The 22006-nt window shown below is 48.5% G+C and carries 21 protein-coding genes; 2 read left to right on the top strand and 19 right to left on the bottom strand.

Going from position 1 to position 22006, the window contains the following annotated elements:
* Positions 1 to 105: 105 nt before the first annotated feature.
* The 6 genes from ACFQ3W_RS15620 to ACFQ3W_RS15595 form a co-directional block, all read right to left on the bottom strand.
* Positions 106 to 450: a hypothetical protein gene (locus tag ACFQ3W_RS15620; RefSeq protein ID WP_379320169.1), complete on the bottom strand. Its 345-nt coding sequence runs from the start codon at positions 448 to 450 to the stop codon at positions 106 to 108.
* 83 nt (positions 451 to 533) lie between these two features.
* Positions 534 to 1049, bottom strand: coding sequence for a hypothetical protein (locus ACFQ3W_RS15615; protein WP_379320168.1), 516 nt, complete (start codon positions 1047 to 1049; stop codon positions 534 to 536).
* A 2-nt stretch (positions 1050 to 1051) separates the two neighbouring features.
* Entirely contained in the window at positions 1052 to 4912 is a 3861-nt protein-coding gene (locus ACFQ3W_RS15610) for a toxin C-terminal domain-containing protein (RefSeq protein WP_379320167.1), read from the bottom strand.
* A 96-nt stretch (positions 4913 to 5008) separates the two neighbouring features.
* Positions 5009 to 5245, bottom strand: coding sequence for a hypothetical protein (locus ACFQ3W_RS15605; protein WP_379320166.1), 237 nt, complete (start codon positions 5243 to 5245; stop codon positions 5009 to 5011).
* Positions 5246 to 5272: 27 nt separating this feature from the next.
* Positions 5273 to 5935 carry a hypothetical protein gene (locus ACFQ3W_RS15600; protein ID WP_379320165.1) on the bottom strand — a complete coding sequence of 221 codons (663 nt, stop codon included), beginning with the start codon at positions 5933 to 5935 and terminating at the stop codon, positions 5273 to 5275.
* Positions 5936 to 6066: 131 nt separating this feature from the next.
* Positions 6067 to 7110 (bottom strand): YkvI family membrane protein, encoded by a 1044-nt coding sequence (locus tag ACFQ3W_RS15595; RefSeq protein ID WP_379320164.1) that lies wholly within the window; start codon positions 7108 to 7110, stop codon positions 6067 to 6069.
* Positions 7111 to 7311: 201 nt separating this feature from the next.
* On the opposite strand from ACFQ3W_RS15595, the gene ACFQ3W_RS15590 reads away from it, so the two are divergent.
* Positions 7312 to 8472, top strand: a complete 1161-nt coding sequence (locus ACFQ3W_RS15590; protein ID WP_379320163.1) for a Gfo/Idh/MocA family protein — start codon at positions 7312 to 7314, stop codon at positions 8470 to 8472.
* A gap of 98 nt (positions 8473 to 8570) precedes the next feature.
* On the opposite strand, the gene ACFQ3W_RS15585 is transcribed toward ACFQ3W_RS15590, so the two are convergent.
* From ACFQ3W_RS15585 to ACFQ3W_RS15560, 6 genes are all read right to left on the bottom strand, one after another.
* The gene (locus tag ACFQ3W_RS15585) at positions 8571 to 9353 is read right to left on the bottom strand and encodes an SDR family NAD(P)-dependent oxidoreductase (RefSeq protein WP_379320162.1); all 783 of its coding nucleotides are present in this window, start codon (positions 9351 to 9353) and stop codon (positions 8571 to 8573) included.
* A 106-nt stretch (positions 9354 to 9459) separates the two neighbouring features.
* Positions 9460 to 11229: an ABC transporter ATP-binding protein gene (locus tag ACFQ3W_RS15580; RefSeq protein ID WP_379320161.1), complete on the bottom strand. Its 1770-nt coding sequence runs from the start codon at positions 11227 to 11229 to the stop codon at positions 9460 to 9462.
* A complete protein-coding gene (locus tag ACFQ3W_RS15575; RefSeq protein ID WP_379320160.1) occupies positions 11226 to 12947 on the bottom strand; it encodes an ABC transporter ATP-binding protein in 1722 nt (573 codons plus the stop codon). Before ACFQ3W_RS15575 ends, ACFQ3W_RS15580 begins: the two co-directional genes overlap by 4 nt.
* Before the next feature lie 231 nt (positions 12948 to 13178).
* Positions 13179 to 13310, bottom strand: coding sequence for a hypothetical protein (locus ACFQ3W_RS15570; protein ID WP_379320159.1), 132 nt, complete (start codon positions 13308 to 13310; stop codon positions 13179 to 13181).
* Positions 13303 to 14670: an XRE family transcriptional regulator gene (locus ACFQ3W_RS15565; RefSeq protein ID WP_379320158.1), complete on the bottom strand. Its 1368-nt coding sequence runs from the start codon at positions 14668 to 14670 to the stop codon at positions 13303 to 13305. The genes ACFQ3W_RS15570 and ACFQ3W_RS15565 overlap by 8 nt, the downstream gene beginning before the upstream one ends.
* Positions 14671 to 14793: 123 nt before the next feature.
* Positions 14794 to 16476: a ribonuclease J gene (locus ACFQ3W_RS15560; RefSeq protein ID WP_379320157.1), complete on the bottom strand. Its 1683-nt coding sequence runs from the start codon at positions 16474 to 16476 to the stop codon at positions 14794 to 14796.
* 195 nt (positions 16477 to 16671) lie between these two features.
* On the opposite strand from ACFQ3W_RS15560, the gene ACFQ3W_RS15555 reads away from it, so the two are divergent.
* The gene (locus ACFQ3W_RS15555; RefSeq protein ID WP_379320156.1) at positions 16672 to 17364 is read left to right on the top strand and encodes a YjjG family noncanonical pyrimidine nucleotidase; all 693 of its coding nucleotides are present in this window, start codon (positions 16672 to 16674) and stop codon (positions 17362 to 17364) included.
* 85 nt (positions 17365 to 17449) lie between these two features.
* Here the strand turns inward: ACFQ3W_RS15555 and ACFQ3W_RS15550 are convergent, their stop codons facing one another.
* The 7 genes from ACFQ3W_RS15550 to aroE all read right to left on the bottom strand — a co-directional run bounded on the left by ACFQ3W_RS15550 (position 17450) and on the right by aroE (position 22004).
* Positions 17450 to 18223, bottom strand: a complete 774-nt coding sequence (locus ACFQ3W_RS15550) for a class I SAM-dependent DNA methyltransferase (RefSeq protein ID WP_379320155.1) — start codon at positions 18221 to 18223, stop codon at positions 17450 to 17452.
* Between the two features lie 44 nt (positions 18224 to 18267).
* Positions 18268 to 19194 (bottom strand): CvfB family protein, encoded by a 927-nt coding sequence (locus tag ACFQ3W_RS15545; protein ID WP_379320154.1) that lies wholly within the window; start codon positions 19192 to 19194, stop codon positions 18268 to 18270.
* Positions 19191 to 19538, bottom strand: coding sequence for a ribosome silencing factor (gene rsfS / locus ACFQ3W_RS15540; RefSeq protein ID WP_379320153.1), 348 nt, complete (start codon positions 19536 to 19538; stop codon positions 19191 to 19193). The genes ACFQ3W_RS15545 and rsfS overlap by 4 nt, the downstream gene beginning before the upstream one ends.
* A 42-nt stretch (positions 19539 to 19580) precedes the next feature.
* The gene (gene yqeK / locus ACFQ3W_RS15535) at positions 19581 to 20153 is read right to left on the bottom strand and encodes a bis(5'-nucleosyl)-tetraphosphatase (symmetrical) YqeK (protein WP_379320152.1); all 573 of its coding nucleotides are present in this window, start codon (positions 20151 to 20153) and stop codon (positions 19581 to 19583) included.
* Positions 20137 to 20730 (bottom strand): nicotinate-nucleotide adenylyltransferase, encoded by a 594-nt coding sequence (locus ACFQ3W_RS15530; RefSeq protein WP_379320151.1) that lies wholly within the window; start codon positions 20728 to 20730, stop codon positions 20137 to 20139. The genes yqeK and ACFQ3W_RS15530 overlap by 17 nt, the downstream gene beginning before the upstream one ends.
* A gap of 22 nt (positions 20731 to 20752) precedes the next feature.
* Entirely contained in the window at positions 20753 to 21043 is a 291-nt protein-coding gene (gene yhbY / locus ACFQ3W_RS15525; protein ID WP_379320150.1) for a ribosome assembly RNA-binding protein YhbY, read from the bottom strand.
* 85 nt (positions 21044 to 21128) lie between these two features.
* Positions 21129 to 22004, bottom strand: coding sequence for a shikimate dehydrogenase (gene aroE / locus ACFQ3W_RS15520; protein ID WP_379320149.1), 876 nt, complete (start codon positions 22002 to 22004; stop codon positions 21129 to 21131).
* Positions 22005 to 22006 lie beyond the last annotated feature (2 nt).

The following is a 22006-nucleotide window of genomic DNA, read 5'->3' as shown; positions in this document are numbered from 1 at the left end:
TTGGAATAATTAAATTCCTGTTTAGCGGGACGCTTTCATTCGTCTTTGCCCCTGCATTTTATCAAGACGGGACATTGGGTACGGTCTCTTCCGTAGTTTCCGGATTCACCCTTGCTTCCCTTGACTATCTGTCAGACCGACGACATCACCGTGGCCGTTGAATTGATAATACTGAACTTCTCCTGTGGCTTGGTCCACGCGAGACCACAGACGTCCGTTCAGGTCATAGATATATGTGTAGGTCAGGTTTGGTTTCCCAGCGGTTACATTGGCTTCGGCGATCAGCTTCGCTTCCTCATCATAATAATAACGGGTACGCTTCTCTCCTTCCACCCGCTCGTACAGCAGGCCGTCCCCTTTATAGCTATAGCTTATTTCCTTACTGTCTTCGCCACTGACTTTCGTTAATCGGTTCAGGCTATCAAAGGTGAAATGTGTTATTGGTTGCATGATGAGACATTCGGTACAGGGAAGCCTCTCCAAAAAAAGAAACCTTGAAAGGCAAGAAGCCAATCAAGGTTTAATCGTAATCTTTAGATTAGATACGGCGAGGTAAATGCCTCTACAAATAACCCCGACTCTCTAATCTCGTTTAGACCAAGTTGGCATTCTTTTTGCAGTCCAATATACATGTAATAGTCATAACCAAAATGAACAAACATTGAAGATGTGGACAACTTTCCCCATAAATGATCACGAAGAATTAGTTTGCATAGATCAGGGATATTAGTAACGTCAATATTATCACCATTTTTAATAGTCGTGAACATCTCGACCATATTTCTTGCAACATACTGATTTTGAACAATACTATTTTCAAACTTCTCTACATTACTAATTTCCAATGAAGATGCATTCATACATTTCATAAGAATGGTTACTGCACTGATATACTTACTTTCTATAGACAGATAATCTGATATGGCAAATTGGCTTCCTCCAAAAACTTTCCCAATATCAGAAAATGATGTCCATTCTTCCTTTTCAAAATTTCCTTTGTGGTCACGATAAGCAGGATCATACTTGGTTATTCTCCAACAATACATCATATTTAATCCCCAATCCTAGTTAAGTTTTCATCGTAAGTACCCATCCTAGTACTTTTACTACCTAAGTTTTTCACAGAATCCGCCATTTTCCATAGTCCACCATTATGTCCATCTACATCAGGGGTAATATATTTATTTCCTTTCTTAAAGACAGGTTGACCATGAGATGTAAAGTTGGTTTTTGTATACCCGAGTTTTTTTGCTGCCGCTGTAGCTTCTTTGGTTGTCATACCACCAAACTGCTGCAAATTCAACTTCAGCCTATTCCCACTTGGTGTTGCTTTACCCGTCCCCTTAACACCACTTTTAGAACCTGTATACCTGCCACCTATGCCACCTGACATTCCAAGGGCAAATGCTGCAACATATTCTGCCTCTTTCGATTCAAAATACGCATCTACTAATTGGTCTCTTGCCCAGCTTGCATTCCCAGCACTATTCTTATAGGCACTCGTTCCTGTTACCAGGCCGTATAAGTAATTATAGCGGTTTTCATCCATGAACGATTCAAAGTTGTAGCGATCCCATATGAAATCCTTGTATACCTGATAATATTTATTTTTTTTGCTGAATTTTGATTTCACCCTGGCGTCATCCAGTAAGCTTGTTATTTCCTGGACATCATAGGGTTTAAATTTGAAATTTCCACTTGGGTCCGTATACATCAGTGGATTATTCTCCACATACGAATACCGATTCAAGCTCAGTGGGTTGTCGATGCTTCCTTCATATGAATCCTTCGAAACAAATCTACCCGCATTCGGATCGTACCAGCGCGCCCGCAGGTATTGCAGTTTCGTAGTGCTGTCCCAATATTCGCCGGCATAACGGAAGACGTTGGGTACGGTCTCTTCCGTAGTTTCCGGATTCCCCCAAATGTCGTAGGTATACGTATTGAGTTGCTTGCCCTGACTATCGGTCAGACCAACGACATCGCCGTGCCCGTTGAATTGATAATACTGCACTTCTCCTGTGGCTTGGTCCACGCGAGACCATAGACGGCCGTTTAGGTCATAGATATATGTGTAGGTCAGGTTTGGTTTCCCAGCGGTTACATTGGCTTCGGCGATCAGCTTCGCTTCCTCATCATAATAATAACGGGTCCGCTTCTCTCCTTCCACCCGCTCGTACAGCAGACCGTCGCCGTTATAGCTATAGCTTATTTCCTTGCCGTCTTCACCTTTGACTTTCGTTAATCGGTTCAGGCTATCAAAGGTGAAATCGGCATTCGACAGTCCGCGAAGCTTCCGGCCCTCCACGTTCAGCAGATTGCCACGTTCGTCATAGGTGTACTTCTTGCTATTTCCTTGGCCGCTCTCAGCCTGGATTCGGTTTAACGGATCGTACGTAAAAGTATCTGCTGCCCCGTTTTGCGTCCGAGAGATCATGTTCTTGTTCGGGTCGTACTGATACGTAAACTCATATCCTGCCACAGCACTGAACTGGCGGGTAAGCCCATAGGTTGCTTCGGTTGCGGTCGCGGATTGTTCCGTAGATTTATTCATGGACTTCTTCGAGTTGTCGGATGCTTTGATAGAGGAATCCGAGCTCTCCCCGGCTGCCGAATCAGAGTTTACAGTCGCTTTTTGCGCTTTCTGCGAAATTGCGGCACTTCCTGGCTCCAGCTTGATCCCCGTCAAATCATATCCATCGTAGGTATAGGTCATACTCGGCCCATTGCCGGACAATTTACGCTCCAGCAGCCCGTTTGCTTTGTAATCAAACGTCATCCGTCCTGCAGCAGGTGCAGCGGCAGCCAAAGCCGACTTCATTGCACCTGCAGTGTTTTGTCTTACGTCCAAAGCGCCGACCCGGTTCATTTTATCCATGGTGTAGCTTACGCTTGTCGTTTTCCCGGAAGCATCGGTTAGTGTATAACCTGTCCGCAGCTGCTTATTATAGGTGTAGTTTATTTGGGTTCCATCCGGATATGTGATTACAGATAGGGAGCCATCGGTCGAATCGTAAGTATATTTTGTATTCCCCGTTGTATCGGTCATCCCTGTACGGCGCCCCATCGCATCATAGGTGTAATTGATTTGTTGATCAGGCGCTTTAATCATCGTCAACAGGTTATCGCTGTTATACTGGTACTCCGTAAATTGACTGGCATGATCCAACGACTTCGTCAGGTTGCCCCTGGAATCGTAGAAGAATGCCTCTACCAAACGTGCCTCATTCACCTGACGAATCAGATTTCCCGTTTCATTATATTCCTTTTCAATATAGGTCTTGTCCGGGTACTGAATTTTGATCAGGTTGCCAGCCAAACTGTAGGTATAATCCGTAGCGCGCTGTTCCGGATCAATAACGGATATATTTCTTCCCAGCGCATCATAGTGATATTGGGTTTGCTGCCCTTTGCCATCAGTTACGGAAATCGCGTTTCCAGCAAGGTCATAGGTGGTTTGCTCCAGCGGAGCATAGGCTCCGTTTCTCCATTCCTCCACCGCCAGCGTATTTCCGAGCAGGTCTAATTTTTGTCTGTTTTTGACACTGGCAGGATCGGTATAAGTAACCGTCCGCCCTATCATATCGTAGCTGGTTTCGTCCTTAGAACCATCAGCATATATCGTGTTCGTTAATCGACCAAATCCGTCATACACATACTTCGTTATATTTTGTTCAGCATCAATCCCCTGCTCCATATTTCCTTCGTCATCATACGTATACTGGAATATGGCATCATCCACGATTTGTTTGGTCAAAAGCCCCAGCGGGTTGTACTTTTCCAAGGTTACGATGCCCTCAGGTCCGGTAGTGGTTATTGTACTCTGAACATCGTCATACTGCATCGTTGTCGACGTCTGATCACTATACTTCGTCCGGGTCAACCGGCCAAGTGCATCATACGAATAAGTTGTGACGTCTCCGGCCGCATCTTCAGTCGTTAAAACATCTCCGGCAGCTGTGTAAGCAAACTTTTGCTGGGACTCTGAGGATGTTCCGTCAACAGAGTGAACCAATACCGATTGATTCGTAAGCAAATGCTTCCCGTAAGGAGATTGGTACAGATAATTGACGGTATTCGTTCGCTTATCGTCCTTAATTTTTGCCGTGGCCACATTTCCATAGGTGTCATACTCCACATCCGTTTGAGCCAGTAGCTTGCCGTTTGCGCTATTTTCTCGTACTGCGGATTGCGATACACTACCTTGCTGATTATATTGAGTCAACTCGACTCGTTTCTGCCCCTCGCCTATTTTCGTCTGAACTTGACTCGGTAATGTCCAGAAATACGGGGCCGTAGATGTAGCATATTCATAGACGGATTCCTGCCCCGTACTCCAGTTTTCCGACAAGACTAACCCTTGATCGTTGTATTTATAGGTAGCAGTTAGGGGCTGCGATTCAGTTCCTCCCTGTAAATAACTTTCCGTTACCTGAACTGGTACGTTCCAGCCGCTAGCTTCATCGTAAGAAAACTGTTGTCTGTACTGTGTGGAAGCGGCATCACTGCGTTGCCCGTCCAGGTAATGAATATCCGGCTGTTCGTTACCCTTGAAAGCCTTGCGAAACTCAAGTGTATTTTTGGAACGGGAAGCCTCAACAGTCGTCGTCCAAGCCGCAAAACGATAACGTCCGGATTCCGGGGCGACAAAACGATAATAGCCACTTTCCCCCGACGCCTTATTAACAAAAAGGTGCTGACGGTGCTGTAGCTCTTCAAATACGTACTCCTGGGCCTCCGCAAGCTCAAACACTCGATATGGCGCCGCAAACACAATCGGATACACCGAAGTCGTCTTAACTTGGATTTTCCCGCCGGCCGGTACGCCGTAGGAAACCGCGTTGTGCTCTCCTTGTTTAACTAGAGCTCCACTTTGATTGAGGATCGTAAAATCATAATATTTATCTGCCACTGTACTGGCATCTGTAGTAAGTTTGGCTTCATAGCTGCTTCTGTTCTTAAAGGCAATGGCCTTGTTTGGCTCCAGCGTTCTCTTCAGAAACGCCGGTTATCCACTTGGAGAGGCTTGAAAAGCTTGTCCATACGTGAAGGTTACAGGTTGATCAGTGACCACCGTGACTACAACCTGGCTTCCTTTGGAAACGGACAAATTGCCATCTGGATTCAGCTTTGCTTCTTCCGGCTTACCATCAGCGCCGTACATCACGTAATCGAACATCGACAACGCTCCCTTGGATGCGTTGCTCGTTAAAGTTTGCGGCGAGGTTAGTTGATTTGTGAACAAATAGCTTTCATTTTTGTGTAATGTAACCTACTTCACAGTTGGGTTGTCGCCTGGCGTTCCCTTAAACGAAGTGTATATCCCTCCGTAAGTTAGCGTTGCGGTTAACGGTGCCACAGTGATCGAATGACCCGCCGGAACTTGCACTGTAGAGTACCGGCTAGTTTCTTCTCTAAGAATCGTTCCATCTGGACGCCGAAGCACATAAGCGAATTCATTCGTTCCAGAGGTAGCATCGCTGAACAAATTCTCCGTCTCATTGCTAGTGTTTTCATAAGTATACGAGTATCCCTTTGTAACACTCGCTCTTAATAGCGCAGGATGCTCTGCCGTTGATACAGTGATTGTATCCGTATAAGAAATATTCACCGGATTAGGAGACTGCCCTGTAACAATGGCGTATCCTCCTGCTGGAATAGCTACGTTCCCCTTCTCATCAAATTGAGCATTGTGGACACTTCCGTCACTATCATATACGGCCACATCAAACTTACCGCCAACTTGCAGCGCATCACTGGATAAGGTAATCAGCTTCGAGCCTGTGTTTGTAAACGTATAAGACTCTCCCAGATGTAGAATTTGTTTGGAAATCGCTTCACCGGGCTTGTCCTTCCAGGAGAATAAGCGATAGTTTGCGCCAAAGGTGACCGGAGCGGAGAGAACTGTAACTACAATGGAATTTCCACTTGACACCTGCGTGTCCGAATACGTATTCTCCCGTTTCGAACCTAAAAATAAAAAGAGTCAACTCCCGCCACAATGCGGAAGCTGACTCCTAAGAAGAGGACTTTTAGCTCATATACTAAATAAATGTATACCTCGATTTATCGTTTATTCCCTGGCAACCGCTTCACCACCAAAAAAACAAGCAGTAGCATGCCCATATAGCCGAACAGCGGATACAAATAGGTCATCAGGTATGCAAATCCGGCTTGACTGATGATGAAGCAGGCCAGAAGGATGGCGAGAATGACGGCTTTTTTCGGGAGCTCGAACAGACTTTGAATTTGCCGGGCAATGCCAAACACGTTGCCAACCAGTGTTGTAAATATTTCACCGTAAATGACGAACAGGAACAGGATATGCAGAAACGGACCCAGATCGCGGACAATCTCCCCCATTGGAATTTCCAGATTCCAAATCTCCGGCATTCTGGAGTTCATGGCAAAATGGTAAATCAGCAGCATCCCCCCCAGGCCTATGCCTCCCCAGAGGCCACCCCATTTCAGCGTACTCTCGTCTTTGATCTCACTGCCCAAGGGAACCATCACCGCTTGAATAAATGCAAAGTTCAATGCCGCATAGACGAAAGGACTAAGAAACAATTTATAGTGATTTACCTGCTGCCAATCTATCATTCTTAGGATCCCGTCCGCATCGACGACTCTAATCGCAATCAACGCAGTAAATAGGAGCATCATCGGAACGACTAGCGAATTGACCACCAGTACGCCGCTCATCTCTTTAGTCATGACCAAAAAAGCAATGGCAATGCTAATGACGATGCCAAGTTGATAGGGAAGGCCCAACTGCTCCTCAAAAATCGACCCTGTACCTGACAGCATCACCGCAGTGATTCCCATCAAGATGATAAACGTGAGAAGGTTGGCAATTTTGCCAAATACGCTCCCAAACAGGTAGTTGTTAAATTCCTGGTAGGAGAAGGCTTTGATCCGATGGGCCAAAACCATCATTTTCGTGCCGATCCACATGAACAGTATGGTTGCTATGAAAATGCCGATTCCCCCGAACGCGCCGTACACCGTAAAAAACTGCATGATCGACTGACCGGATGCAAACCCCGCCCCTACTACCGTTCCGATATACGTAGCGGCAATTTGAAATATTTCAACCCATCTCCGATTCATAGATCACCCATCATTTCTCCATTGATCTTGTACAATCTATGATATGCAGGACAATTCCATCTATTCCCAAACAACTAGTAGATAGAAATTGAATATGAGTGGTATATCTAGCAAATCCGCCGAATACAATTCATATAAAGAGGTGAGAGGAACATCCCAATGCTTGGGTAATAGATAAAGACCAGTTAATGGAGGGATTCGATGCACCACCTGCGGATCGGTATGATAGGTTACAAGTTTATGGGCAAAGCCCACAGCAACGCATACCGTGCTTTGCCGATGTTTTTTCCGGATGCTTTGAAGCCGGAAATGGCCATATTATGCGGCAGAGATGCCAGCGCTGTACGGGAAGCTGCCGAGCGCTTGGGTTGGCCCGAGACGGCTACAGATTGGAGAGAGGTGGTGGTCCGGGAAGACATCGACCTTGTTGACATCAACGCGCCGAGCAACGCCCATAAAGAAATGGCCATTGCAGCAGCTAAGGCGGGCAAACATATATTTTGTGAGAAGCCATTAGCGCTAAATTTACAAGATTCTCGGGAAATGCTAGAGGCCGCTGTGAAAGCGGGCGTAGCCCATATGGTCGGCTTCAACTACCGCTTCTGCCCGGCTGTAAGACTTGCGCACAAGCTTGTAGAAAGCGGGCGGCTTGGGACAATCTATCATTTTCGGGCATGGTTTTTGCAGGACTGGATCCTCGATCCCGATTTTCCGCTCGTCTGGAGACTGCAAAAGGAGGTAGCCGGATCGGGGTCACTCGGTGATTTAGGTGCGCATATCGTCGATCTGGCTCATTACCTGGTTGGCGATATTGAGGAAGTGATCGGGCTGAGCGAGACGTTTATCAAAGAGCGGCCGCTGGCCGATCAAATGGCAGGCTTGAGCGCAAAAGGCAGCAAGAAGGCACCAAGGGGAGAGGTGACCGTTGACGATGCGACACTGTTTCTGGCCCGCTTTGGAAACGGGGCGCTGGGCAGCTTCGAGGCGACGCGATTTGCCGCCGGGCATCGCTCAACCAATGCCTTTGAAATAAACGGCAGCTTAGGAAGCGTCAAATTCGACTTTGAGCGAATGAATGAGCTGGAGGTGTATTTCACTTCGGATGATGAGGACGTTCAGGGCTTTCGGCGCATACTCGCCACCGACCCGGCACATGAATATTCGGAGGCTTGGTGGCCGCCGGGGCACACGATTGGCTTCGAGCATACTTTCACTCATGAAGTACTTGAACTCACAAATGCGATTCGTGAAGGCAGACAACCGGAGCCAAACTTCCGAGACGGGGTGAAATGTCAAGCTGTACTTGAAGCGGTGGAGCGCTCGATAGCGGAACGACGCTGGGTAAGCATTGCTGAGATGTGAGAACGCAAAAAGCGCGAGAAGGGGGGACGTAAAGCCCATCTACTCGCGTTTCTTGCATAAAGGGGCTGCGCTGCGTAATAAGAAACATGCTGCTGCCGCTACAACACCGCTGCGGAACCGCCGTCAATGTTGACCGATGTGCCGGTGACGTAAGATGCTGCGTTTGAAACCAAAAAGGCGATGACCTTCGCCGCCTCCTCATCTTGACCAATCCTGCCGAGCGGGATGCCGTGGCGCGGATCGGTGGCAAATTCCTCCCAAGTGAGCTCCGGCGCCGTCCGCCGCCATTTGCGTTCGATCTGATCACTGTGAATTAGGCCGATGCAGACGGCGTTAACGCGAATGTTATCCCGGGCGAGATCCTTGCTCATCGCTTTCGTTAAAGCGAGGCCTGCCGCCCGGCTGACCGAGGTGGGAAGCGAGGAGGCCCCCGGCGTTTTGCCGCCGATTGCCGTGACATTGAGGATCGCTCCTCCGCCGCCTTCCCGCATGTAGGGAAGCGCTGCCCGGGCGAAATTCACCGCGCCGAACAGTTTGAGATCCAAATCTGCTCCCCAAGCTTCGGTATCGACCTGCTCAAAGGGCTTGGCCGCGGACGTACCGGCATTGTTCACGAGAATGTCGATGCCGCCAAACCGTTCCGCAGCCGTTTCCACCGCACGGCGCGCATCTGCCTCCAAGGAGACGTCCGCCGCAATCACCAGAGGTGCGGTGCCCGTTCGCTCCAATATGCGGGCCGAAGCTTCCTGCAGCGGGCCGGTATTTCGCGCCACGATAGCGACCAAGGCGCCTTCTTCAGCCAACGTGATGGCCGTCGCCAGCCCGATCCCCTTGCTGCCGCCGGTAATAATCGCCCGTTTTCCTTTCAAACCCAAATCCATAACAAATTCCTCCTTAGCTTATAATTGTCGTTCGCTTTCCAAGTAGAACGTAAAACGAACGCTCTGCCGAAGACCGGGCCCATCAACGCCTAGGAGCCTCAGCAGACTATACTTTCACCGGAGTCTGTTCTCCCTGCCACAGCAGCTGCATCTCTTCACAAGTTTCGAGCAGCTCAGACAAGCTGCCTTCGGCTTCAATTCGTCCGTCCTTCAGGACGATGATATGATCGGCTCTGGAAAGAGCCGCCCTGCGGTGAGACACCGCAATGCAAGTCACATCATGTTCCTTGAACATTCCATCCCATACTTCATGCTCTGTCTCTACATCGAGTGCGCTTGACAGATCATCGAAGATGAACAGGTCGGAGCCTGTCATTAACATGCGAGCCGTGGCTGCACGCTGAATTTGTCCCCCTGACAGCATGACACCTCTTGGACCAACAAAAGTCTCAAGTCCATCATCCAAATCCTCAATATCTTTGCTCATGACAGACAAACGAATTGCCTTATCCAAGGCTTCCTCCACATGGTCCTTCTTTCCCTGGACAATGTTCTCCCTTAATGTATCACTGAACAAACGTGGTACTTGCGGCGTGTAAGCCGCTCTAGGCGGAATCAAAAACTTAGCCGGGTCCACCTCTTGCCCGTTCCAGCGGATGCTCCCCTCCTGCTTCGGAAGGAGTCCAAGCAAGGCGCGCACCAGGGTCGATTTACCAGAACCGATTCGTCCTGTAATGACAAGAAATTTTCCACGCTGAAGCCGGAAGTTAATATCCTCAATCCCTCGATCTGAATCAGGGTAATGATACGTCAAGTGACTCACTTCGAGTTCCTTCAAGTTTTCGCTTGGATTTTTATTCACCTCTGCCAGTTCAGGAGGTTCCTGATAGAGATAAATCTGACTATGCTCGATGATTCGATCCTCTTCACCCGGACGGAACAAGGTCCGCATCCGGTCAAAGGAGACTTTGAGCCGTTTATGCTGAAACACCATATATCCAAACAACGAGATGCTGAAGCCGATATTCGTTAGATAGCTTGTAAACAGTGCAAAATCTCCAACGGTAAAATGGCCGGCTTTCATCTCGGCAGCACACATCAGCAAAATCAATCCCGTACAAATGGCAATGACATACTGATTCAGTGATCTCATCCACTGCTTGAATAGGTTATCCTTGAGAGCAGCACGGCGACGTTCTTCATTCAGCTTTGTAAACCTTGCGTGAACATGATCCTCCGCTTGACCAAGCTTAATGGCTTGAACTGCGCCAAAGGTTTCTGCAATGTAGCTTGTAATTCGCCCGGTGGCTTCACGGTTTTTTTGCCCATACTTCCGAGCGCGGTTGCCAGATAAATTATTTAGCGAAGTCACTATGATGAGTGGCAGCACAGTAACCAGCATGATTTTCCAGTTAATGCTTCCCATAATGCAGATCGATACAACGGCAAACACCAGTCGACCCCAGAAATCAGTCCAAGATTCCACGTACTCAATAACCTCTTCTACATCATCGCGGAAGCGGCTCATCGCTTCGCCTGGTGAAGCAGGCAAGTTACGTCCGGGCCAGCGCATAATGGCAGCCAGCATGTTTGTGCGCAGAATAGCTTGAATATGGTAGATGTAAGTGACCCACTGGTAAAAAGCGGCGAAGAATTCCCCGACCCGTGCAACTCTTACTAGGGCGATAAAGATCAGCGGTACCGCTAACCACAAATAACCTTGATTTGAATGAGCGGTCACCCGGTCGAAGAACCACTGCATCCCAAGTCCCGTTAACAGCGGGAGGGAGTGAAAGATACACCACAAGAAACCGTTTGAAATATATAAAAAAGGCCTGAATTGAAACAATCTTTTGATAAAACCAGCAACTGTCATGCCAGCTCCTCCTCTCTACCGGTACTTAGCAGCTTGGCATAATGCGAGGTTGGATTTGCAGCTAGCTCCTCTCTTTCTCCAAATTCTAAAATTTTTCCATCCCCCAGCACTATAATCTTATCCACTTGATCAAGGGTGGCCAGACGGTGGGCGATAATGACTCCTGTACAATGACTCATCAAACGGTCTACTGCGACTTGAAGCATAGTTTCTGTCGCCGCATCCAGCCTGGATGAAGGCTCATCCAGAATAACCAGACTCGGATTCGTGAGAAAGACACGGGTCAAGGCAAACAACTGGGCTTCCCCTGCGGAGAGTGAAGTCCCCCCTGCAGCCAGATGTGTGTCCAGACCTTGCGGCTGCTCGTCAATCCAGTGACTAAGCCCCAAGCGACCCGTGGTCTCTTTAATTATTTCATCAGATACGCTGCTATCGAATAAAGTTAAATTTTCCCGAAGAGTCCCATCAAATAGCTGGACATCCTGGGTGACCATGCCCACCCTCCGATAAAGTGCCGGAAGTGTGAGCTGAGTAATATCCTTACCCCCGATGCGGATGACGCCGCTGTCGATGTTGTACAGTCGGAGCACCAGGCGGCTAAGGCTTGATTTTCCACTACCCGTACGCCCGATAATTCCAAGCCGCTCTCCCGGTTGGATCGCAAAGCTGATATTTTGCAATACAGGCTTATCTTCGTGATAGCTAAAGTTGACTTTCTCAAATTTCAAACCAAGCGCACCTTCCGGCAGCTGATCCTCTTCCCCGTCTTTGATCTCACTTCGTAAAGCGAGCAATTCTCTGGAACGAAGCATCCCGGATTTGGCCTTCTGAAACTCTTGCACTTGATCACCAAGCAATTCAATAGGATCATTCAGCATCTGTGTATATTGATAAATCAGGTAGAGTGTGCCTAGGCTGATTACACCATCCAAATAATAATGAACACCGAGTAAGAGTACTGCGGTCACTGCTAGAGTGAACATGATCACCGTACTGTTCCAAGGAATCACGCGAAGCATCCAGGCCTTCTTTCCCCGGAGGAACACACTGCGCATCAAGCGATGAAACCGATTCATGACATAAGGAACATGACCGTTCGCCTGCACATCCTCAATTCCCGCGATCCGCTCTTCAATTAATCCGAACAATGCTGCACTGGATTCGCGTTCGTTCTTGGATGAACTTACTCCCAAATTCCGAATGAACACCATGAACAGAATCGACATTAGCGTAAAGACCGTCATGACGATAGCAATTGGAACATTGAGCGTGAACATATACCCAAGGATCCCCGTCAGCAGGACAAAGCTCCCAATAACCTGGACGATGAACATTGCAAAAAAATTGGACATGCTCGTTACATCTCCATCTACCCGTTCAATCATCTCTCCAGGCGTCCGAACATTATGAAATTTCATATCCAGACGTAAGCAATGCTTCAGAAGGTCTCCGCGCATTTGGTTCGTTGCCCGCCACGAAATATCGTTGCCAAAATAACTCACAGCTACAGAAATCAACTGATTTGCTATAGCTATAACCAGGTACAGCCCGGCTAATTGAATTAGGCTGCCAATGACCCCGCCAGCTGCAGCCGTATCAATAAAGTGCTGAACAATTTGTGGACTAACCAGCTGGAGCCCAGTGGATGTTAGAAGCATAATCAGAAGCAAGATTAGGCGTCCGCGAACTGGCTTCAAATACTGAAATAGCCAGGACATCGATTGTTTCTCTTTTTGGGGCACTATGCCCACCCCCATTCGTGAACCTTTTCTATGTATTTTTAAATTTGAATCCTCTGAAAATCAAATTATTACCAGTTTACATGAAATGAACATCGTTTCCTAGGTAAAAAATGATTATAGTCGAGTTATTAAAATAAAAAGCCGATGTGCACAAGAGACTTTCTTGTACAGATCAGCTCAGCTCAAATCTTCCAAAGTAAGTTGGTTTTAACCCCCTACCCCGTTCTCGTATGTAGTGATGCCGCCGCTATGGCTGATGGAGCCGCTATAATTGATGCCGCCAAACAGTCCAGCTCCTATACTTACGACCAGCATGAACGCCAAAATCCATTTACGCATCCTTTAATACCCCCTCCATCAATAATTCGTACTCTTTCAATTGTTCTCTCGTTGCAGAAGCCCTGTGCTGCTCAAATAGAGGAACCATCTGCATGAAATGCTCCTTGTTATTGAGAACAACTGCATACTTCAGGGCGCATATCAATTTCTCCAAACCTTCCATAATATCCTTTTTTCTAAAATAATAAATGGCCAACTGGTAATTTAAGTCCAAGTACCTATCCTTATTGATGTTGGATTCATAAAAATTGTTATGCTGGCTATATAAATCCGTATTCACGGGGAACTTATTCAATACCTCATCAATGAAAAAACCGTTAATATTCGCCGCCTTTACAATAATCCGCAGACTGGGGAGAACTTCCCACGGATTGTCCTTGAGCAGCTCCATGTACTCCGGCAAAATCGCCTTATTGCCGCTTAATATTTCAAGGTTGCATCTGTTGGCCCGAGCCCATGTTCTAAACTTCGTTACTTCCTTCAGGCCGATATCGTTTAAACCCTCAAACCAGCTTAAGTCCACATACCCTGAAACATATTCTAGGGCCTCAGCGTATTTTCCCTGATGCTCCAGTGCAGAACCTTTGATCAAATAACCTTGTCCGTAGTACACCACAAGATGCCGGTCTGTCCTTAAATTTTGGAAAAAATGCTGCGCATGCATTTGCTTTTCATTTTGGTACACTCTTTGTGCAAGAGCTCGCAATTCATCAGCAAAAACCTCAACGTACTTCCACTTTTGCAGGGTATAATATACATTCGCCAAATGCAGCAGCCCGTCCAACCCTAAATCCTCCGGCAACCGGTTCCGATACGGCTCAAACAAGGTCGCCGCTCGCAGGTTCACTTCCGCATCGTCGCCAAGGGATAGCCGAAACAATCGGTACTGGCTGATCGCCAGCCTTTCGGAATGTTGATATTTTTCATTTTCACATACGCATTGATAAAAAAGTTTTGAAGCTTCCTTCCTCCCCGCCGCATACAGCTCCTCGCCGATCGAAAAGATCGTCGGGATATAAGTCAAATCTTCAACGAGCCGGGCTAGCACCTCCTGAATACACCCAAGCTCATTGATTTCCGCGCAGCGCAGTAAAAATGACCGGAGCCGGCGCCGGTTCGGATGATCGGAATCTACGCACTCGTCAATATAAAGAGAGTAATAATGACCGAGTGGCTGCTCCAAAGCTTCCGTCATAAGATCGAGTTGTCCAATAGAAATCGGTTTGGGAGGATTGCCGTTTAAAATGGCGCTGAGCGTTCCTCGATTGATTCCCGAACGATGTGAAAAACTGTGCAATGAGTAGCCTTTTCTTGTTAATTGATGGCTGATCACGGAACGAATCGTGGGTTCTTTCGTCATTCTATCCCCTCCTCCGCCAGTTTTCTTCTATATTTTTACACATTATACGTAAATATGAACAGACGGTCAATTAAAAAAGGAACTTCCGTATGAGCGGATAGTTCCCTAGGTTTTTCCTGGAAGCTAGACTTCCAAGATAGAAGGCATGATATGAGGGGTTCTGCCAACCTCTTTGATAAAAAATTTCCGCAACACCTGGTGCGTCATTCGCAGCCAACCCTCATGATCATAGGCTTTTCTCTCGCTGAGTCGATTTAGGCTCCGCCGCAGCGAGGTTTCTCCACGGCGAAGCAGTGGCCGGGCATCCTGCATATAAACGAACCCTCGCGTAACGATGTCCGGTCCGGCTAAAATTTGCCCCGTGAGACGATCCACTGTCATCACAACGATAACGATGCCCTCCTGGGCGAGTTCCATACGCTCGGCCAGGAGCTCGTCTTCATTGATCCGCATCTCACCGTTGCTAATGAATACTTCCCCGGCCAGGACGGTTCTGCCGCGTTTGGCCCGATTTCGGTATACCGACAGCGTTTCACCGATATTCAGCACAAACACACGCTCTTCGGGAATGCCGATCTGCATGGCCAAATCTCGATGACTAAGCAGCATGCGGTATTCCCCATGAATCGGAACAAAAAATTTAGGCCGAATAAAGCTGAGCATCAGCTTCAAGTCTTCACGACAGCCGTGCCCGGATGTATGAATATCAAAGATAGAGCCATAAATGACATTCGCTCCAGCCCGAAGCAGCATATCGATGCTGCGGTTAATGTTTTGCGAGTTGCCCGGAATCGGTGAGGAGGAATAGATGACAGTATCCCCAGGGTACACCTGCACGTGACGATGCGCGCCCGAAGCAATCCGGCTTAGAGCAGCATTTGGCTCACCCTGGCTGCCGGTGCATACAATTAGAACCTGCTGATCCTCGTATCGGTCGATATGCTTGACGTCAATGCGCATTCCCTCCGGGATACGAATATAGCCAAGCTCCTGACCGATCGTAAACACCCGCTCCATACTACGCCCAATAACAGCGATTTTGCGATTGCATACAGCTGCAGCTTCCACCACCTGCTGAAGCCGATGAACGTTAGACGCAAACGTGGCAAACAGAATCCGCCCTCTGCAGCCTCGGAACGACTCAAGAATCGCGTCGCCAACCCGGCGCTCGGAAGGGGTAAAGCCTTCTTTTTCACTATTTGTGCTATCGGCTAGCAGGGCAAGTACGCCTTCCCCGCCGATGGAAGCCATTTTGAACAAGTCGGCCGGGCGGTCCTCCGGTGTAAAATCAAATTTGAAATCTCCCGTATGGACCACTGGTCCGTACGGAGTATCGACGACGATTCCAAAGGCATCTGGAATGCTGTGCGTCGTCCGGAAGAAATGAACAGCCAGATGCTTAAAAGCGTACCGGTCGTTCTCGTGAAACACATGCAGTTCCGCCTGCCCCAGCATCCTATATTCCTCGAGCTTCGCTTTCACCAAACCGATCGTAAGCGGTCCGCCATAAATCGGAATTGACAGCTGTCTCAGTACGAAAGGAATAGCCCCGATATGATCCTCATGTCCGTGTGTAAGGAAAAGGCCTTTTAACTTGTGCTTGTTATCTATCAAATAACGTATATCTGGAATAATGCAGTCGATACCAGACAGCCTGGAATCTGGAAACTTCAAGCCGGCATCGATCAGTATGATTTCATCTTTATATTCGACACCATACATATTTTTGCCGATTTCACCAATCCCGCCAAGCGAAAAAATACGAACTGGGGGAGGGGATGACTTGGAACGTTGATATGTTTTCATAGGTTTGTTGACAGCTACATTCATTATGTCGTTAATCCTCTCTGACAGAGTTCATTCGATTGGTTCATTAAAATTATACTGAATTATAGCCCCAATAACTATTCAATTTTTTGCTGTATGCATTTCCCATATTCAGGCTCTTTAGAGCGTTGTCATGCTAAAATAGTACCTAGTTAACAAACAGGAGGGGTTCATTTGCGGTATTCATATATTTTATTTGATGCAGACGATACGCTTTTTGACTATTCCCAAGGTGAAGGCTATGCCTTGGCCCGGGCCCTTAAGCAAGAAGGAATCAACTGCACAGACGAAGTCGTGCAAGCCTACAGAGTGATCAATCAACAGCTCTGGGATGATTTTGAGCAAAGAAAAATTAAACTTGATACGCTGCGTACAGAAAGGTTTTCCAGACTGATTCATGAGCTCAGCTTACCTATAAAGTCCGATGTCCATTTTTTCAGCGAATGCTATTTGAATTTTCTAGGGGAAGCCGCGTTTCTCGTTGAGGGAGCCTATGACATTTGCAAATATCTCAAGGATTCGGGCATAGAGCTGAGTATCATTACCAATGGGATTAAAAAAGTGCAAATGAACCGCATCGCCAGGTCGGATTTGGCGGAATTTTTTACGGAGATCATCGTCTCCGAGGACACGGGCTATCAAAAGCCCCACCCTGGTATATTTGATTATGCATTTGCCAAGTTAGGTACCCCGGATAAGGCAGAGGTGCTGATTGTCGGTGATTCCCTAACCTCCGATATGAAGGGCGGAATCGATTACGGCATCGATACCTGCTGGTTTAATCCACGGCATCTACCGAACCCACCCGAGATCCGTCCCACGTATGAGATTCATCGCCTGCAGCAAATCAAAACGTTCATTTTGTAATGCCGTTAATATGGTAAAAAGAGCCCCGCCAAACCGCCGGAATTTCGGCATCAACGTTGGGAGGCTCTGTTATCCATGTCTACTGTTATTTGATGGCGACAAAAAACAGGCGCGCCGCATCATCTTCCGCCTCTACCCATTCGAAATCGGCATAGCAGGTCACATCTTTGAAGCCGCATTTAAGCAGCTCGCTTTTCATCCATTTTGGATCATAGGCCCGCTGTACATGCGTCTCCTCAAAACGTCGGTAAAGGCCAGGGCCACTTTCCTCTTCACGCGCAAAAATCGTAAGATGATGTTCAATTTCGTTGCGGTAAGCGTCCCGTTCACAGGTCCACATATAGGAGACGTTCAGATCGTCCCAAATAAAGGGCTGCTCCTCTTCGTACCGAATCAATGTGTTTGGGTGGTGCACGTCAAACAAAAACGATCCGCCGGGCTTTAAGCCTTCGTATGTACGGCGGAAGGTCCGGACCAAGTCCTCTTCCTCCAGTAAATAATTCAAGCAATCGCAAAATGAGATGACAGAATCGACCGGCTCTGGCGTATTCCATTCTCTCATGTCCTGTTGAACCCATCTGACGCTGCCCTCACGAAACAAGCGGACACCTTGCGGCGTGCTCTCCATTTTGCGACGGGCCACCGACAACATATCGGCTGACAGGTCGATTCCCGTTACTTCAAAACCGGAATTAACGAGCGGAATTGCAATGCTTCCCGTTCCGCAGCCGAGATCTACAACCGTCCTCGGCATCCCACACCGTTCCCAAGCCGTCCGGGCAAATCGGATCCAATCCGGGTAAGGCATATCCTCCATCAATTCATCATAAACATAGGCGAATTTTCGATATGAAGCCATGCTTGGTCACCGTTCTTTCTTTTGTAAAGCTATCGATCTTCATCCTACTTCTTATCCTGATCGGTATCCGCCTGCTTATTGACGGCCTCATCTGCTGGCTGAACCAAATAAGTCCAGTTCTCCTTCTGCTCAACCTTGCCTTCCTTCATCAATTTCCCGAGCGCCCGCTTGAACGCAGCCTTACTGATGCCGAACCGCTGCTTGATCAAATCGGGCGGTGTTGCGTCAGAGTAAGGCATCCCGCCTCCGGACCGGCTTGTCAAATAGGCGTATATGCGTTCAGCATCCTCGCCCATACCGATCTCTTTACGTGGGGCCATCGCCAGGTTAACGCGTCCGTCTTCGCGGACGTGAGCGACCCGAACACTAATCTGCTCCCCAAGTCTGAGCAGCCGATGGCGTTCCGTAGCATGAATCATGCCGATGGCGCCAAAGCCTAAAACGCCGCCTTGTACAATGACGAACGTACCCATTTGCAGCGGCTTGTACACAATAGCCTCCAGCCACTGGTTGTTCCATGACGAAGGCGCGTGGAAGGCAAGCGGGGCAAGCTCCTGCTCACCGGCGAGTTTGGCTTTAAGCCGCCCTTGCTTATCATGCTCCATAATGACATATACATGATCGCCTACCTGCGGATGGAGTTCCTTTAGCTCAGGCAATTCCCGAATAGGTAGTAGAAGCTGTCGTCCCAGGCCCATTTCCAAAAAACAGCCGAGCCGTGGATGGACGTCGGCAACCTCGAGTAGGGCCAGCTCTCCAAGCGTCAAATACGGCTTCTTCATCGTAGCCGCTAACCGGTCTTCGGTATCATAGAACAAGAACACCTCTACAGCTTCACCCGGCTTCACTTTCCGCGTTAGCTCGGAGTAATGAAGCAGCACATCCTGCTCGCCCCCACTGAGAAAATAGCCGTACGGAGACACCTCGCGGTCGATCGGTAAAGAGACAATAGTACCCGCTATTAAGCTCATACCGTCTCCACAATTTTGGCGTCGGACCACAGCCGTTCGATATTGTAATACTCGCGTTCATCGCGGTGGAAAATGTGGACGACGACATCGCCAAGGTCCATCAGTACCCAACGGGCGGAATCCATCCCTTCCAAACCGCGGACATGCGCTCCGGCCTCATGAGCCCGCTTGCGAATCTCCGTAGCAATCGCCTGTACCTGGGTGTCCGAGTTCCCGTGGCAGATGACAAAATAATCGGCGATCAGCGAGATGCCCTTCAAGTCGAGCGCTACGATATTCATCGCTTTTTTATCATCAGCGGCTTGAACCGCCATATTCATTAATTCATTGGATGTTACCGCCATTCATTCAGCCTCCTAAAATAGTCCTTTTAATAGTAATAAACTTTATTCCGTCTTATTTTGGATAAGGTCATTTCGAGCCAGTACTGTCATTGGAAATATGACCTTGTGTTTCTCCAGCAAAAAGCTAATGGTCGAGTCAAACCCGGCGATAAGCGCATCGTCAAGACTGGTCTCGGCCAGCTCCCGGATCCTCTCGACTCCAGGGAAATTTCGCCCCGGCTCGATGTAGTCTGCCAGACATACGATCTTATCCAACAGCGTCATCCCAATGCGCCCGGACGTATGGTAGCGGACGGCATCAAGCACTTCCTGATCCCCCACCCCGTAATCCCAGCGGGCGATAAAAGCGCCAACCTCGGCATGGAGCAGCTGCTTATCATAGGCCAACAGCTCGGTATTCAAGTCGTTATCTCGAATAATGGCCTCCTGTTCATCAATCGGCCAGAACTTGGCCAAATCATGCAGCAGCGCTGCAAGATCAGCTTTTTCGGGATCTCCCCCATAACGCTTGGCCAGAATAACAGCACTCTCCATGACTCCTTCTACATGCTGCCACCGCTTTGCGGGCATACCGGCCGAAATGGCGGCCATAAGTTCCTCACGCGTGTATCCCATACAATCCACTCCTAATCATGTATTCGTACACGGGGTCGGGCACCATATACCGTACCGATTGTCCAGCTAGAAGACGGCTTCGAATCAGGCTGGACGAAATATCAACCAGCGGCATTTCCGCAAGTAAAACCGATTCCTGGATAAATGGCGGCAAAGCGTCGAGCTCCAGAAAACTGCCGGGCCGCTGCAGCCCGATAAAACGAACCATCCCGGCCAAATCCTCAATCCCTTCCCATTTGGGAAGGTAGTTCACCATATCCGCCCCGATGATGAAATACAGCTCCAAATCGGGATGGATCGATCGGATTTCCCGAATAGTATCTACCGTATACGAAACCCCGCCCCGCTGCAGTTCAATGTCCAGCGGCTTGAAGTCGGTATTGCTTTGGATGGCGGCTTTAACCATCTCAAGCCGCTGTTCTCCACTAACCCCGGCTTGATGCTTGTGCGGAGGGATATGGGAAGGCATGAACCACACCTCTTCCAGGTGATACTGCTCCCTGGCGGCCTCCGCCGCCAGAAGATGACCGAGATGGATCGGATCGAATGCTCCGCCCATAATTCCGATTTTCTTCATCTCCCGCTTCCTCCCATCAAACCTAAGGCAGCTCGATTTGCTTGTATTCGCGCGATTCTTTGTAAAGAACAATCGTTCTACCGATGAGCTGAACCATCTCGGCTTCGGCACCTTCTGCCAGTTCCTCGGCTATTTCCTTTGGATCGTCCAAATTATTGTTCAAAATGGATACTTTGATCAGCTCTCTGCGCTCCAGCGCCTCGGAAATCTGACGAATCATTTGTTCATTGGTGCCGCCTTTTCCAACCTGAAAGATCGGCTGCAGACTGTGCGCTAAGCTGCGCAAATGACGTTTTTGTTTTCCAGTTAACATAAAATTTCAAGACCCCTTACTGTTTATATCTTACATGTTATGACTTCATCCATTGTACCCGAGCCGAGCAGCAGCCCTATTCTAGTTACAGCCTCATGCTGTCCAGAACAGCCGCCCTCATGGCCTCAATCGGGGCAGGGCATCCGGTCCAATGCTCGAATGCATATGCTCCCTGATAGATAAACATGCCTAGTCCATTATGAATCGTACAGCCTTTTAGTTCGGCCTGGCGAAGCAGCTCCGTTCGCAGCGGATTATAAATAAGGTCGCTGACAACAATCCCTTCTGGAAGGAAACCAAGATCAATCGGAGTTTTCGTCACCTGCGGATACATTCCCACGCTTGTGGTATTGATTAGGATGTCCGTTTTCGGCAAAAAATCGCCGAGGCTCTCCAGCTCGCACCCGTTAATGCGCCCAAGATCAGCCCATTCCGACGCAAGTTCACGGGCTTTATCCGCGGTCCGGTTAGCGATAATCACTTGCCCGGGTTTCTCTTTAAGCAGAGCATAAATAATGCCGCGGGCCGCTCCGCCTGCACCGATCACGAGGACCGTTTTCCCCTCCAAATCGGGGGCGGTCTCCTCTTTAAGCGAGCGGATATAGCCTACGCCGTCCGTATTGTAGCCGGTCAGAACACCGCCATTGTTGACGATCGTATTTACCGCGCCGATGTGCAGCGCACCCTCGTCGATGATGTCCAAGTACTTCATCACTTCCACTTTATGTGGAACCGTCACATTAATACCGCGAAATCCGAGCGCCTTGATACCCTGAACGGCATCGCTTAAGGCTTCGCCTTTGACATGCAGCGGCAGGTACGTACCGGCTATGCCACATGCCTTCAGAGCCGCTGTGTGCATAGCCGGAGACTTGGAATGAATAATTGGATCTCCAATGACGCCGAGCAGCAAAGGCAGACGTTCCTCCTTCGTCTGCACAACCTTCTCTTGTTCCTCCATAG

Source organism: Paenibacillus puldeungensis (genome assembly GCF_042678945.1).
In the GTDB taxonomy this organism is placed as follows: domain Bacteria; phylum Bacillota; class Bacilli; order Paenibacillales; family Paenibacillaceae; genus Fontibacillus; species Fontibacillus puldeungensis.
This window is presented reverse-complemented; position numbering and strand designations above follow the sequence as displayed.